Here is a 14993-nt window from a genome sequence, read left to right on the forward strand (position 1 = left end):
GGGCTCCGCCCCTTCGACCCCGCCAGGGGGCTGACGCCCCCTGGACCCCCGTCGGCCCCGAAAGGGCCTCGTCCTCAAACGCCGGACGGGCTGAAATGCCGGGGCCGGCGTCGAGAGGCGGAGCCGACTCCCTCGCCTCGCCTCGCCTCAGCCTCTGATGATCCCCAGCACCTCGTCCCGTACCTTCGCCATCGTCGCCTCGTCCCGGGCCTCCGCGTTCAGCCGCAGGAGCGGCTCCGTGTTGGACGGGCGGACGTTGAACCACCAGTCGGCCGCCGTGACGGTGAGGCCGTCGAGTTCGTCGAGTTCCACGCCCGCCTGGCCCTCGTAGGCGGCCTTGATGGCGGCCAGGCGGTCCGCCTGGTCGGCGACCGTGGAGTTGATCTCGCCGGAGCCGGTGTAGCGGTCGTACTGGGCGACGAGGCCGGACAGGGGGCCCTCCTGGCCGCCGAGGGCCGCCAGGACGTGCAGGGCGGCCAGCATGCCCGTGTCGGCGTTCCAGAAGTCCTTGAAGTAGTAGTGGGCGGAGTGCTCGCCGCCGAAGATCGCGCCGCTCTTGGCCATCTCGGCCTTGATGAAGGAGTGGCCGACGCGGGTGCGGACCGGGGTGCCGCCGTTCTCCCTGACGACCTCCGGGACCGACCAGGACGTGATCAGGTTGTGGATGATCGTGCCCTTGCCGCCGTGCTTGGCGAGCTCGCGGGAGGCCACCAGGGCGGTGATGGCGGAGGGGGAGACCGGGGCGCCGTGCTCGTCGACGACGAAGCAGCGGTCGGCGTCGCCGTCGAAGGCGATGCCGAGGTCCGCGGATTCGTCGCGGACCCGCTTCTGGAGGTCCACGATGTTCGCCGGGTCGAGCGGGTTCGCCTCGTGGTTCGGGAACGTGCCGTCCAGCTCGAAGTACATCGGGACGAGGGTCAGGGGCAGGCCGGCGAAGACGGTGGGGACCGTGTGGCCGCCCATGCCGTTGCCCGCGTCCACGACGACCTTCAGGGGGCGGATGGAGGTGAGGTCGACGAGTGAGCGGAGGTGGGCCGAGTAGTCCTCCAACGTGTCCCGCTGCGTGATCGTCCCCGGCGTGGCCACCGGCTCGGGGCCGCCCGACTCGCTCCAGCGCTCGACGAGTTCGCGGATCTCCGCGAGGCCGGAGTCCTGGCCGACGGGGGCCGCGCCCGCTCGGCACATCTTGATGCCGTTGTACTGGGCCGGGTTGTGCGAGGCCGTGAACATCGCGCCCGGCAGGTTCAGCGCGCCCGAGGCGTAGTACAGCTGGTCGGTGGAGCACAGGCCGATCTCGGTGACGTCGACGCCCTGGGCCGCCGCTCCCCGCGCGAAGGCACGCGACAGGCCGGGGGACGAGGGGCGCATGTCGTGCCCGATCACGATCGCGCTCGCGTCGGTCACCTGCACGAAGGCGGCCCCGAAGAGCTCGGCCAGGGGCTCGTCCCACTGGTCCGGGACGACCCCGCGCACGTCGTACGCCTTCACGAGCTGTGACAGATCAGCAGCCACGGCCAACCCTCCTGGAAGTCCTGTCGGTCATCACAAACTACCCGCCCTCACTGACAGTGCGCCCTGTACCCGCTGACTGGACCCCGAGCCGTAACCTCAGGTCAGCGCGGACGTCAGGGCAGCATCCAGCCCAGCGCCGGTGAACTCTGTCCGACCACGATCAGGCACATCACCAGCAGCAGTCCCAGACTCCATGGCAACACCCGCCGCAGCAGGTCCCCTTCCCGGCCCGCGAGCCCCACGGCCGCGCACGCGATGGTGACGTTCTGCGGCGAGATCATCTTGCCGAGCACACCACCTGAACTGTTGGCGGCGGCCAGGAGTTCCGGCGACAGGCCCGACTCCCGCGCCGCCGTCACCTGCAACGCGCCGAACAGCGCGTTGGCCGAGGTGTCCGATCCGGACACGGCCACACCGAACCAGCCCAGCACCGGCGACAGGAAGGCCAGCCCCGCCCCGGCCGCCGCCACCAAGTGGCCGATGGTGGCGGCCTGTCCGGAGAGGTTCATGACGTATGCGAGCGCCAGCACGGACGTCACGGTGAGGATGGCGAACCTCAGCTCGTGTACGGTCGCCGCCCATTCCTTGACGGCCACGCGCGCGTGCACTCCGAGGACGGCCGCACTGCACACCCCGGCGAGCAGCACGAGCGTGCCACCGGTGGACACGATCGGCCAGCTGAAGACATTGCCGCCGACCGGCTGGCCGCCCGGATCGACGACGTTCAGGAAGGGCCAGTCGTACGTCTGGGTCGCCTCGGCCAGCAAGTCCTTGACCGCCGGGATCTGCGCGATGGAGAAGATCACCACAATCAGCGCGTACGGGGCATAGGCCCGTACGACGTCCCGTCGCGGGTCGGCCTCGTCCAACTCCTCGCTCCGCGCGCCCGTGAGCACGGACGCCCGCACCGCCTCGTCGGCGGGCACGCGCGCGTGGGGTACGGCGACCAGCGCGCCCGCGCCGGCCAAGGCGGCGCCGATGTCGGCGAGTTGCGCGGACACGTAGTTGGAGGCGGCGAACTGGGCGACGGCGAAGGCGGTTCCGCACACCAGAGCGGGCAGCCAGGTCTCGCGCAGCCCGCGCCGCCCGTCCACGAGCCCGACCAGCACGAGCGGCACGACCAAGGCCAGCAGGGGCGTCTGACGCCCCACCATGGAAGCCACGTCGTCGAGCGGCAGCCCGGTGACCTGGGCCAGCGTCACCACCGGCGTTCCCATCGCCCCGAAGGCGACGGGCGCGGTGTTGGCGACCAGTGCGACGACCGCCGCGCGCACCGGCTCGAACCCGAGCGCCACCAGCATGACGGAGCAGATCGCGACAGGCGCCCCGAACCCGGCGAGCGCCTCCAGCAGGGCCCCGAAGCAGAAGGCGACGACGAGCGCCTGGATGCGCGGGTCGTCGGACAGCCGCCCGAACGACCGCCGCAGGATGTCGAAATGACGTGTCCGGACGGTCATCCGGTACACCCACAGGGCGTTGACGACGATCCACAGGATGGGGAAGAGCCCGAAGGCGGCCCCCTGGGCGGCGCTGGAGAGCGTCTGGCCGAGCGGCATGCCGTACGCGAGCCAAGCGACCGCAACGGCCGCCACAAGCCCTGTGAGCCCGGCCAGATGCGCCTTCATCCGGACCCCGCCCAGCAGGACGAGGACGATCACGAGCGGCAGCGAGGCCACGAGCGCCGACAGACCGAGCGAGCCGGCGACGGGTTCCAGTTCCTGGACGTACACGGGCGCCTCCCCGGATTCCGTCATGCGGAAAGCGATTTCTCGTTCCGGCATACGGAATGGTCGTGTCCGCGCCAACTACACGTCAATGCCCGTGCGTCACTCGACGAAACGAGCACACGGGGAACACCCGCACGAGTGGAGAAAACCGACGGTCAGTTGTCGGGAGACCGCAACACCCGGAGGTGCCCACGCCGCGCGACCTCCATCGGGTCGGCGCCACGGGCCCCGCCGCCACCGGCCTCGGCCGCCCGCTCCTGCGGACGGGCCGCCTCACGCACGGCGTTGGCAAGCGCTTCCAGGTCATCACCGCTCGGACGGGCCGGAGCGGAACCGTCCAGCAACCGCACGACCTCCCACCCGCGAGGGGCGGTAAGGCGCTCGGAGTGCTCGGCGCACAGGTCGTAGCAGTGGGGTTCGGCGTAGGTGGCGAGCGGGCCGAGGACCGCGGTCGAGTCGGCGTAGACGTACGTCAGCGTCGCAACGGCGGGACGGCCGCAAGCGGTGCGCGAACAGCGACGTACAGGGCTCACGACGTTGGACGGTACCGCACTCTTGAGCGGGCCGCGACGACTCTCCCCCAGGTCACTCCCCCGTGTCGTGCTGTGAAACACCCCACACACCCCTTTCACCCCACCCCACTGACCTGCACGGAAGCCGCACGCCGAGATCCCGAACGCTCCCAGAACCGTTCAGCACTCACCACAAACCACATCATTCACCTCGACATCGACGGTCTCGGAGAGATACGGAATCGAGCCCAACCTTGGCTGGAATGGTCATGTTCCGACATGCCGTACGGGGTGGCCGGACACCGCCCAGGCCGCCCCGCACAGATCGGACAGGCAGCGGCCTGGAGGATTACGCTTCATCAGTGATGGACACCCCCGTACCGCCCCGTGCCGCCGGCCCCGGGCCCCGCCGCCGTGATCGCCACGGAAGGGGCATGCGCGGCCCGATCGCACCACCGCAGGTCCCGCTCGCCGCGAGCCGCGCCGACGCCTTCGCCGACCTGGTCCAGGACTCGGTGGAACGCCTCGAACGCCGCTGGCCCCAGCTCGCCGACATCGATTTCCTGGTCCTCGAAGTGCCCCGCCTGGACGGTCCCGGCCGCACGTGGAACGACGAGGCGGTTCCCCTGGGCGGCACCATCCCTGCCCGGGAGGGCCGGCCCGCACGGGTGGTCATCTACCGCCGCCCTGTGGAGATCCGCACCAAGGGCCGGGAGGAGCGAGCCGCCCTGGTCCACGAGGTGGTCGTGGAACAGGTGGCCGAGCTGCTTGGTCTGACGCCGGAGACGGTGGACCCACGGTACGGCGAGGACTGACGGCGTCGGCTGTCGGGTTCAGGCGCCCCGGCCCGCCTGCAGACCTACTTCTGCAGCACGGACAAGTCCTCATCCGCCTCCGGCACAGCCACCATCCCCCGATCGTCCGGCAGCGTCTGCACCGTGAAGCCGGGCACGCCCTCCGTCGTCGCCGTCAGCGTCCGGGACGCGTACACCGGTCCGCCCGACACCGACTCCACGGTGAGGGCGTACGTGCCCTTCAGCCCGCTCGGCACCGGTACTTGCACGTCCTGTGTCGTGCCGGACTTGATCGTGAACGTCTTGGACGCGGCCGTACCGCCCTTGCTCCCCGCCGACGCCGTCACCTTGATCTCAGCCGAGCGGAACGGAGCCGTCACGGACAGTGTCGTGCCCTTGGCACTGTTGTCGACCACCGTCGCGCGCGTGCCGACCGGCCGGCTCGCCGGGATGAACGCCGTCTCCTGCTTGGCGCCTTCACCCCGCACCACCCGCACCGCCGCAACCACCGGCACACCCCGATCCGTGTCCGTGGGCGTCAGCACCAGCGACCCCGCCTCGCCCCGCATCACGTCACCGAGGTCCACCGCACTCGTCATACCGGCCTTGACGTGCAACGTCTCGTTCCCGGCAGGCGTGATCCGCCCCGACGGCGAGGCGAGCCGCACCTTCAGGTCCGCATCCGCGTCCCCCGGCGTGAAGGCGACCAGCCGCACCGCCTTGGCGTCCTTCGGAATGCCGGGCAGTACCAGGCTCCCCGCGGGATCCGCGGACGCGGCCAGCCAGTCCGCACCGAGCTTGTCGTCCAGCGCCTGTACCGAAGCACCCACGCGACCGCTGCGCACACTCACGTGCACGGTCACGTTCTCCTGCTTCTCACTGGTGAGCGTCGACAGCAGGATCGGCGCGCCCGAGTGCGGCTGAACCGTGATGCCCTCCCCCACCGTGGTCTCGAGGGCACCGTCCCTGCCGTACAGCTCGATGTCGACGACGGCGGCGGAGTCGTCGGGGTTGGTCAGATGGACGTAGTCCGTGCGGTCGGCAGCCGTACTGGCGCCCGGGAACCAGAACTCGGTGTCCGGCGCGATGCAGTTGACGCCCTGCAGGCCACGCCCCGTGCCCGCCGCGACCCGCGTGGTCTCCTGCACGGTCCAGCCGGGCGCGAAGGCGCCGTCGGCGGTCCCGATGAGCGCCGGCGAGTCGGCCCCCGAGGCGTCCTCGGTCACCGGCGTCCCCGGCTCCTTGCCCGCCAGAACCGGCTTGCCGCCCTTGTCCGCGCTGCCGGCCTGCTTCCCCTTGCCGTCGGCCTTGCCCTTGCCGTCGGCCTTCCCCTTGGCATTCGTCGCGTCGCCCGACTCCTGCGCCCCGGGCTGCAGTTCCGCCTTGCCGCCGCTCCCCGCCCCCTTCGTGACGGGCGTGAACGACGTGTAGGTCGTCTCCGCGAGGTCCGAGGTGCTCGGCGCCGGACACACCAGGCTCGTACGCTCCACAGGCAGCTCGGCGGCCGCCTTCGCGGTGGACGTCCCGGAATGGTCCGGCGTGGTGAGCGCCGCGACCCCGGTTATGGCGGCCAGGGCGCCGGCACCGGCGATCAGGGACAGGGTCGTGCGGTTCACTGCTGGCTCCCGTCGGAACGCTCGCTGCCGTGCGGATGCTGCTGTGCCGGGTCGTAGGTGGCGTCATAACCCTGTTGGTACGTCTGGTCGTACGAGGCGTCGTACGCCCCCGTCTGCGCCTGCCCGCCGTACGCGTACGGGTCGTACTGGCCGCCCTGGTACGGATCTGCCTGGTACGGGTCCGCCTGATACGTCTGGTCGTAGGCACCGCCCGCCGGGTACTGCTGCCCGTCCTGGTACTGCTCGCCGCCGTAACCGCCGTACTCGGCGCCGGCATACGTGGGCGTCTGCCACTCGCCATAGGACTGCTGATGCGGAATCGCCGCGGCAGGCTCCTCCTTCGGAGGAGCGGGGAACTCCCCTCCCGTACCGGTCTCCTCGGCCTCGGCCTGGGCGCGCAGCCGACGGGCCCGCCGGCCCTCGCCTGCCATGGCCTCGGCCGGGACCGCCGCCTCCTCCTCGGGCATGTCGTCGTCCACGTCGCGGCGACGTCCCGGCAGGGCCATCACGACGAGGACGAGGGCGAGGAAGCCCTGGGCCCACAGCCAGGCGGTGTGGCCGATCGGGTCGTCGTAGGTGACGTCCAGCCTGCCGCCCGCAGCGGGGAGTTCGAAGCCCTGGGCCCAGCCGTCGACCGTGGTCGCGGTGAGCGGCTTGCCGTCCAGGGTCGCCGTCCAGCCGTCGTCGGCACTGTCGGCGAGACGCAGGACGCGTCCCTCGGCGCCACTCGGAATCGTGGTGTGGATCTCCACGGGCCCGGCGGCAACGGCCTGAGGCCCACCCGAGCCCGAACCGGATCCCGAGCCCGAGCCCGATCCGGCGACGATGGCCGCGCGCGACACCTGCCGGTCGACCCGCCACAGCGCACTGCCGTTCTGCTCACTCAGCCGCTGCAGCCCGGGCGTGGCATCCAGCACGCGTGCGACCTCGCGGGGCGCGCCCTTGTGGACGAGGACGTAGCGCACCGCGAACGCCCCCAGCTGGTCGGCCTGGTCGGCGCCGGAGCCGGCGACGAGGTTGGCGACGATCTTGTCGAGCTTGGCGTTCTCCCCGTCGGCAGCGGCGAGTTCGGCGTCGCCGAGGCGGGCGCCGGAGCCGCGGACGAGCATGTAGCCGACCTGGGCGGACGACTCGCTGTCGAGGACGAGGGTGCGGGCCTGGTCGCGGTTGCGGGCGTCCTCGGCGACGAACGCGGGCACCTGTACGGGATCACGCCGCTCCAGCGGTCCGTCGGCGCCGCGGATCATCCAGCCGGCGGCGACCAGCAGCGGGCCCGCGGCCGCGGCGAAGGCGATCAGCGCGGCGACCGGCTGGCGCCAGCCGAAGCTCTGCTCGGCCACGCGCGAGCGTGCACCGTCGGCGCCGAGCAGTGCGGCGGCCAGGAGGGCGATGCCGTAGACGAGGGTCGCGGGGCCGGCCCAGGTGAAGCTGTTGGAGAGGGCCGCGAAGACGAGGCCCACCAGGGCGATCGCCCAGGCGGTCCAGATGCCGAACTGGCGCTCGGAGCGCATCAGGGCGGCCAGCGCGGCCAGCACGACACCGATGAGCATCAGTCCGCTGACGGTGCCGGGTCCGCCGGGGCCGGCACCGAGCAGGTCCAGGGCGGAGGCCGCCGAGGAGCCGTACTCCAGACCGGCCTCCTGGAAGAAGCCGAACGGAAGCAGCGACAGCGACCAGGGCGCGAGCACCAGCAGGGGCACGCCGATCTGGGCGAGGAAGCGCAGGCCGTACGCGGTGATGTCGGCGCGCCGCACCGCCAGCAGGCCGAGCCCGAGGACCAGCGCGATCGGCCACACGATGGGCGTGAAGGCCGTGGTGATCGTCAGCAGCAGCGCATACGCCCAGGTCGCGCGCCAACTGCCGCGCACACCCGCGGGGTTCGTCAGCCCGCTCGCCGCGATGCCCGCGCGCGCGATGAGCGGCAGCAGGACGGCGAGGACGGCGGTGCCGATGCGGCCGCCGGCGAGTGCGCCGGTGGCGGCGGGCAGGAAGGCGTAGACGACGGCCGCCCACGCGCGCAGCAGCCGGGACTCGACGAGGGGGCGGGAGGCGAAGTAGGCGGTGACCCCGGCCAGCGGCACCGAGCAGACCAGCAGGACCGTTACCGCAAGCCCGGTCGAGCCCAGGAGCGCGGAGGCGAGCATCGCCACGATCGCGAGGTACGGCGGCGCGGACGGGGTGCCGCCGGCGCCCACCGGATGCCAGGCGTCCAGGTAGCGGGACCACAGCTCGCCGGAGTCGGCCGGGGCGGGCAGCAGCGCGCCGCCCGCGAGTGCGCCGCCGCCGAGGAGCCCGCGGCATGCGATCAGCGAGACGAACAGCAGCACCAGGAAGAGCACCGGGCCGGGCTTGCGGGCGATGCGCTTGAGGCGGGCGAACTGCTCTATCTCCAGGAAGTCCGCGTCGTCACCGCCGGGCCCGGACTCGATCGCTCCGCCGTGCCGTCCGGCGCCGGCGGCCGCCTCGGGGTCGGAGCGGCCGACGAGGTTGCTCGCGACCTGTTCGACGGTGGCCCGCACGGTCGCGCCGGGCGGCGGGAACAGCGCCCGCAGCTCACCCTTGTCGATCACCGGGTTCCCGCGCCTGCGCCGTCCGGCGATGATCCGCTCGGGGCGCAGCAGGGTGCCCATGAGGCCGCGGATCTCGTCGAGGGCCTGCCCGGGGACCTTGCCCACGAGGTAGGCGAGGGTCCGCAGGACGGTGCCGACCACGATGCGCAGCAGCACCCAGGGCAGCACGGCCGTACGCGTGTTGACCAGCAGGGTGTAGACGGCGCCCGCCTTGTCGACCTTGTGCGGGGAGGCGGCGGTGCGGCCCACGCAGTCGACGGTGCGGCGCTCGCGGGAGGCCGCCTCGGCGTGTCGTACGACTGCCTCGGGCGCGACGAGGACGCGGTGGCCGGCGGCCGTGACGCGCCAGCACAGGTCGACGTCGTCGCGCATCAGTGGCAGGCGTCGGTCGAAGCCGCCCAGCTGTTCGAAGACGTCGCGCCGGATCAGCATGCCGGCGGTGGACACGGACAGCACGGACCGGACGTGGTCGTGCTGGCCCTGGTCCTGCTCGCGGCGGTCGAGGCCGGTCCAGCGGCGGCCCGAGTGGGCGATGGTGACGCCCACTTCGAGGAGCTGCCTGCGGTCGTACCAGCCGCGCAGCTTGGGGCCGACGACGGCGACGTCGTCGCGTCCCAGCTCGTACTCGTTCTCCACGACGCGCAGCAGCTGGGCCAGGGCGTCGGGTTCGGGGGCGCAGTCGTCGTGCAGGAGCCACAGCCACTGCACCGGCTCCCCGTGCGGGAGTTCGGGCATGTCGTAGGCGTCGTCGCGCCACGTGCGCGTGACGGGGTCCCAGCCGCTGGGCCGCTTCAGGTACGTCAGCTCGTCCGGGGTGAGGAGGGGGGCGGTGCGGTTGGCCTCCTCGACGGCCTGGCCGAATCCGGTTCGCCGGGCGAGGTGCAGTACGCGATCGTCGCCAAGGGCGTCGGTGACCAGCTGCGCGGATCGGTCCGCGCTGCCGGTGTCGGCGGCCACGGCGAACTGGACGGGGCGCTCCTGGCCGAGCAGCCCGGCGAGCGCGTCGGGCAGCCAGCGGGCGCCGTCGTGGGAGACGAGCACCGCGGTCACCACATGACGCGGAAACTCAGGTGGGGCAGCGGGGTCGTGATGGGCTGCCGGGTGGCTGTGCACGGACATCGAGGTACGGGCCCCGGTTCGATGGACTGCGGTGGACGCCTGTGCCCCTGGGGGACAGCGGGGCGTCTCGGACGAGCGACCACACTATCGGCTGGGCATGACGGCGGCCCGCCGCCTGTGGATAACCCACCCGCGACGGGCCGTACGTGCGTATGTACGTGCGGTTGTACGTGTCGTTCCGATCCGTTGCGTCAGACGGCGGCCTTCTTCAGCCGACGGCGCTCGCGCTCGGACAGGCCGCCCCAGATGCCGAAGCGCTCGTCGTTGGCGAGGGCGTATTCGAGGCACTCGGAGCGGACCTCGCAGGCGAGGCAGACCTTCTTGGCCTCGCGGGTGGAGCCGCCCTTCTCGGGGAAGAAGGACTCGGGGTCGGTCTGGGCGCACAGCGCGCGCTCCTGCCAGCCGAGTTCCTCGTCCGCGTCGTCGACCAGCAGTTGCTGCACCAGCTCGGTCATGTGCGCCCCTCGTCTGTCTTTCGCGTCCCCGTGATGTTGCCGTTACCGATTTCGGCTGAACGACACGAGTGAAATTACAAGTGTGCTGCTCCGGGCGAGTCAAGCCGAGATCTGCTATTGAGCCCCTTATTCACTCTGCGGAACCAAGGCCTAGCGGAAAGTGTTCAAATCGGCATAAACCTTGACAAGCAGACGAGCCCCAGGGGGGCCTCCGGCCCTCCGTAGAGCCTGTACGGAAAAGGACGCCCAGAAGTTCGATCTCGTTGCACGCACACGCAGAAGCGAAACGGATCACAGTCGGATCACAGGATCACAACGACGCCGTGCGCCCGGTTGTGCGCCATGTGTCCCGGTCACCCCATGGACAAACCTTTCGCCATAAAGATGCACCGGATGAGGTGAAACGTGTCCCACGTGACGGGCGCCAAGTTGACAGCGAAGGCGTGAACCGATGTCCTTGTGGGCATGCTCGCGAACTTGGCACTCACCTCGACCCGCACCGCCGGGTCCCTCGGTGCTGCCCAGGGTCGCTGTAGCTGTTGTTGCTGTCCCAGCTGTTGAGCCACACCCGCTCCAGCTGTAGGCCGAGTCGTCCGCCCACTCGGTTTCCGTTCCCTCTGACCTTCTTTCACTGAGGAACCACCGCACCCATGAACAGCGACAGCGACCTCCAGATCGCCGGCGACATCCTCGAAGTCCCGCACCTCCTCCAGGCACCGCGCGAGCACCCGGCCACCGTCGCCGACTTCGTCGGCCTGGCCCGCTCCATCGCGGCCGACCGGTCCCAGTGGGAGCACCTCGTCCAGTACGACGCGACCACCCGCTGGTACCACCGGCTGCGCACGGGCCCCGGCTACGAGGTGTGGCTGCTGTCCTGGGTTCCCGGGCAGGGCAGCGGGCTGCACGACCACGGCCGGTCCTCCGGCGTCCTGACCGTCCTCGACGGCACCCTGACGGAGCGCACGGAGCGCGGCACGCGCGCGCTGGAGGCAGGCGCGCAGCGGGTGTTCGCGCCGGGATACGTGCACGAGGTGGCGAACGACGCGCTGGAGCCCGCGGTCAGCCTGCACGTGTACTACCCGGGCCTGACCGAGATGCCGATGCTCCCCCAGTCTCAACTTCGTTCGACCGGGGGAACCCCCACGGCCCGGGCCTGCGAGGCCCGTATCGAGCCGAGTCCGGTGACTGCGTGAGCCGTTGTCGTACCCGCCTGCAAGACTGGCACCCATGCGCATTGTGGTTCTGGCAGGCGGCATCGGTGGTGCCCGGTTCCTGCGTGGTCTGAAGCGGGCCGTGCCGGACGCGGACATCACGGTCATCGGCAACACCGGGGACGACATCCACCTCTTCGGACTGAAGGTCTGCCCGGACCTCGACACGGTGATGTACACGCTGGGCGGCGGCATCAACGAGGAGCAGGGCTGGGGCCGGTCCGACGAGACCTTCCACCTCAAGGAGGAGCTCGCGGCGTACGGCGTCGGCCCGGAGTGGTTCGGGCTGGGCGACCGGGATTTCGCCACGCACATCGTGCGGACGCAGATGATCGGCGCCGGCTATCCGCTCAGCGCGGTGACGGAGGCGCTGTGCGACCGCTGGAAGCCGGGAGTCCGTCTCATTCCCATGACCGACGACCGCGTCGAGACGCATGTCGCGGTCGAGGTGGACGGCGAGCGCAAGGCCGTCCACTTCCAGGAGTACTGGGTGCGGCTGCGGGCGTCGGTGCCGGCGGAGGCGATCGTGCCGGTCGGCGCGGAGCAGGCCAAGCCCGCGCCGGGCGTCCTTGAGGCGATCGCCGGCGCGGACGTCATCCTCTTCCCGCCGTCCAACCCGGTCGTCTCGGTCGGCACGATCCTCGCCGTGCCCGGCATCCGCGAGGCGATCGCCGACGCGGGCGTCCCGGTCGTGGGCCTGTCCCCCATCGTCGGGGACGCGCCCGTGCGCGGGATGGCCGACAAGGTGCTCGCGGCGGTCGGCGTGGAGTCGACGGCCGCGGCGGTCGCCGAGCACTACGGCTCGGGGCTGCTCGACGGCTGGCTCGTCGACACCGTGGACGCGGGCTCCGTTCAGCAGGTCGAGGCGGCCGGGATCCGCTGCCGGGCCGTACCGCTGATGATGACCGACATCGACGCCGCCGCGCAGATGGCCCGGGAGGCGCTGGCGCTGGCGGAGGAGGTGCGGGGCGCTTGAGCGACGTGTCCAGCCACGTGTCCAGCGACATGTCCGCGGACGGCTACCGGGTGTGGGCCGTCTCCGGGATTCCCGAGGTCCAGCAGGGCGACGACCTCGCGAAACTGATCGCCGCGGCGGAACCCGGCCTCGCCGACGGGGACGTGCTCCTGGTCACCTCGAAGATCGTCTCCAAGGCGGAGGGACGGATCGTCGAGGCAGCCGACCGGGAGGCCGCCATCGACGCGGAGACGGTACGGGTCGTCGCGCGCCGCGGCCCGCTGCGCATCGTCGAGAACCGGCAGGGCCTCGTGATGGCCGCAGCCGGCGTGGACGCTTCCAACACCCCCGCCGGAACCGTGCTGTTGCTGCCCGAGGACCCGGACGCGTCCGCGCGTGCGATCCGGGACGGCCTCCGGGACGCCCTCGGCGTCGACGTCGGGGTCGTCGTGACCGACACCTTCGGGCGGCCCTGGCGCTCGGGGCTCACGGATGTGGCGATCGGCGCGGCCGGCGTGCGCGTGCTCGACGATCTGCGCGGGGGCACGGACGCGTACGGCAATCCGCTCAGCGCGACCGTCGTGGCGACCGCGGACGAACTGGCCGCCGCCGGTGATCTGGTGAAGGGAAAGGCCTCCGGTCTGCCCGTCGCCGTCGTGCGCGGGCTGGCGCACACGGTGGCCGAGGAGCACGGGGAGGGGGCGCGGGCCTTGGTGCGCGACGCGCGCGACGACATGTTCCGGCTCGGGACGTCGGAGGCGGTACGGGAGGCGGTCACCCAGCGCCGTACCGTACGGGCCTTCACGGACGAACCCGTCGACCCCGGGGCCGTACGAAGAGCGGTCGCGGCGGCTGTCACGGCGCCGGCGCCGCATCACACGACACCCTGGCGGTTCGTACTGCTGGAGTCGCAGGAGTCGCGGACACGGCTGCTCGACGCGATGCGGGATGCGTGGATCGCCGATCTGCGGCGGGACGGCAAGAGCGAGGAGTCGATCGCGAAGCGGGTGCGGCGCGGGGATGTGCTGCGCAACGCGCCGTATCTCGTCGTGCCGTGTCTGGTGATGGACGGCTCGCACACGTACGGCGACGCGCGGCGGGACGGGGCCGAGCGGGAGATGTTCGTCGTCGCGGCGGGCGCAGGCGTGCAGAACTTCCTGGTCGCGCTGGCCGGGGAGCGGCTGGGCTCGGCCTGGGTGTCGTCGACCATGTTCTGCCGGGATGTGGTGCGGGAGGTGCTCGGGCTGCCGGAGGAGTGGGATCCGATGGGGGCGGTCGCCGTCGGTCACCCGGCGGAGGAGCCTCGACCGCGGCCCGAGCGGGATGCCGGGGGTTTCATCGAGGTGCGGTGACGCTCCGCTGGGTGGGCCGGGGGCTGCGGTGTCGTGGGACATCGGGTGGGGGCGGCTGCGGTTCTGTGCGGCTGGGATGTCGTGGAAGCGCCTAGGCTCGTAGCTCTCGTCGGTATCCAGTTACTCCCGGGATTCTTCGTGGCAGGACGTTTTGCTCCGCGGCCCACTCGTACGACAGTGCGAGGTGGGCATGTCGGTGTGCCCGCCGTGCCTGCGGGTGTTCCGCGGCAGGCTGTCGCGCCGGCGAAGGTGCGGACGGTGGTGCCGGACGGGCCGCTCGATCTCGGGCTCGTGCTGGGGCCCTTGCGGCGTGGGCCGGGGGATCCGACGTTCCGGGCGATGCCGGACGGGTCCGTGTGGCGGGCCGCCCGTACGCCTGCCGGGCCCGGAACGCTGCGGGTCACCGCGCGCGGTGACGGAGTGCGGGGTGAGGCCTGGGGGCCGGGGGCCGAGTGGCTGCTGGAGCAGTTGCCGGAACTGCTCGGGGCCGCCGACGATCCGTCCGCGTTCGTGCCGCGGCACCGGCTGGTGGCGCTCGCCCGGCATCGGCGGCCGGGGCTCCGGCTGACGCGTACGGGGCTGGTGCTGGAGTCGTTGATTCCGTCGGTTCTGGAGCAGAAGGTCACGACCGATGAGGCGTATCGGGCGTGGCGGCTGCTGGTGCGGAAGTACGGGGAGCCGGCGCCTGGGCCCGCGCCCGGGCGGATGTGTGTGATGCCGGATGCGGAGACCTGGCGGATGATTCCGTCCTGGGAGTGGCATCGGGCCGGGGTCGACAACAAGCGGGCGTCCACGATTCTGCGGGCCGTGCGGGTTGCTGCGCGGCTGGAGGAAGCGGTGCGGATGCCTCCGGATCAGGCGCAGGCTCGGTTGGAGGTCGTGCCGGGGATCGGGCCGTGGACGTCGGCGGAGGTTGTGCAGCGCAGTCATGGGGCGCCGGATGCGGTGACCGTGGGGGATCTGCATCTGCCCGGGATTGTGGGGTGGGCGCTGGCCGGGGATCGGGATGCGGATGACTCCGTGATGCTGGAGTTGCTGGAGCCGTATGCGGGGCAGCGGCATCGGGCGGCTCGGTTGATTCTGTTGAGTGGGCGGGTGCCGGGGCGGCGGGCGCCGCGGATGCCTCGGGGGGATATCGGGCAGTTGTGACGGGGGCGTGCGCTGCGGTGC

At 71.6% G+C, this 14993-nt stretch carries 11 protein-coding genes; 5 read left to right on the forward strand and 6 right to left on the reverse strand.

The window, feature by feature from the left end; genetic code table 11:
- Positions 1 to 147 precede the first annotated feature (147 nt).
- The 3 genes from ACIBU0_RS40095 to ACIBU0_RS40105 all read right to left on the reverse strand — a co-directional run bounded on the left by ACIBU0_RS40095 (position 148) and on the right by ACIBU0_RS40105 (position 3772).
- Entirely contained in the window at positions 148 to 1512 is a 1365-nt protein-coding gene (locus tag ACIBU0_RS40095) for a phosphomannomutase/phosphoglucomutase (RefSeq protein WP_398828721.1), read from the reverse strand.
- A 113-nt stretch (positions 1513 to 1625) separates the two neighbouring features.
- Entirely contained in the window at positions 1626 to 3242 is a 1617-nt protein-coding gene (locus tag ACIBU0_RS40100; protein WP_398828984.1) for an L-lactate permease, read from the reverse strand.
- 152 nt (positions 3243 to 3394) lie between these two features.
- Complete coding sequence (locus ACIBU0_RS40105) at positions 3395 to 3772, reverse strand: DUF3499 domain-containing protein (RefSeq protein WP_398828722.1); 378 nt, start codon at positions 3770 to 3772, stop codon at positions 3395 to 3397.
- A gap of 344 nt (positions 3773 to 4116) precedes the next feature.
- On the opposite strand from ACIBU0_RS40105, the gene ACIBU0_RS40110 reads away from it, so the two are divergent.
- The gene (locus ACIBU0_RS40110) at positions 4117 to 4566 is read left to right on the forward strand and encodes a metallopeptidase family protein (protein WP_398828986.1); all 450 of its coding nucleotides are present in this window, start codon (positions 4117 to 4119) and stop codon (positions 4564 to 4566) included.
- 44 nt (positions 4567 to 4610) lie between these two features.
- Here the strand turns inward: ACIBU0_RS40110 and ACIBU0_RS40115 are convergent, their stop codons facing one another.
- The 3 genes from ACIBU0_RS40115 to ACIBU0_RS40125 form a co-directional block, all read right to left on the reverse strand.
- Positions 4611 to 6161 (reverse strand): DUF5719 family protein, encoded by a 1551-nt coding sequence (locus tag ACIBU0_RS40115; protein ID WP_398828724.1) that lies wholly within the window; start codon positions 6159 to 6161, stop codon positions 4611 to 4613.
- The gene (locus ACIBU0_RS40120) at positions 6158 to 9850 is read right to left on the reverse strand and encodes a glycosyltransferase (RefSeq protein ID WP_398828726.1); all 3693 of its coding nucleotides are present in this window, start codon (positions 9848 to 9850) and stop codon (positions 6158 to 6160) included. Before ACIBU0_RS40120 ends, ACIBU0_RS40115 begins: the two co-directional genes overlap by 4 nt.
- Before the next feature lie 191 nt (positions 9851 to 10041).
- Positions 10042 to 10305 carry a WhiB family transcriptional regulator gene (locus ACIBU0_RS40125; RefSeq protein WP_003975777.1) on the reverse strand — a complete coding sequence of 88 codons (264 nt, stop codon included), beginning with the start codon at positions 10303 to 10305 and terminating at the stop codon, positions 10042 to 10044.
- A 650-nt stretch (positions 10306 to 10955) separates the two neighbouring features.
- Between ACIBU0_RS40125 and ACIBU0_RS40130 the strand changes: the two genes are divergently transcribed.
- From ACIBU0_RS40130 to ACIBU0_RS40145, 4 genes are all read left to right on the forward strand, one after another.
- On the forward strand, positions 10956 to 11498 hold the full coding sequence (locus tag ACIBU0_RS40130) for a cysteine dioxygenase (RefSeq protein ID WP_398828728.1): 543 nt from the start codon (positions 10956 to 10958) through the stop codon (positions 11496 to 11498).
- Between the two features lie 34 nt (positions 11499 to 11532).
- Entirely contained in the window at positions 11533 to 12492 is a 960-nt protein-coding gene (gene cofD, locus ACIBU0_RS40135) for a 2-phospho-L-lactate transferase (RefSeq protein WP_398828730.1), read from the forward strand.
- Between the two features lie 29 nt (positions 12493 to 12521).
- Entirely contained in the window at positions 12522 to 13823 is a 1302-nt protein-coding gene (locus ACIBU0_RS40140; protein WP_398828988.1) for a coenzyme F420-0:L-glutamate ligase, read from the forward strand.
- 138 nt (positions 13824 to 13961) lie between these two features.
- Entirely contained in the window at positions 13962 to 14972 is a 1011-nt protein-coding gene (locus ACIBU0_RS40145; RefSeq protein WP_398828732.1) for a DNA-3-methyladenine glycosylase family protein, read from the forward strand.
- The last annotated feature ends 21 nt before the right edge of the window (positions 14973 to 14993 follow it).

Source organism: Streptomyces sp. NPDC049627 (assembly GCF_044465645.1).
Taxonomy (GTDB): Bacteria; Actinomycetota; Actinomycetes; order Streptomycetales; family Streptomycetaceae; genus Streptomyces.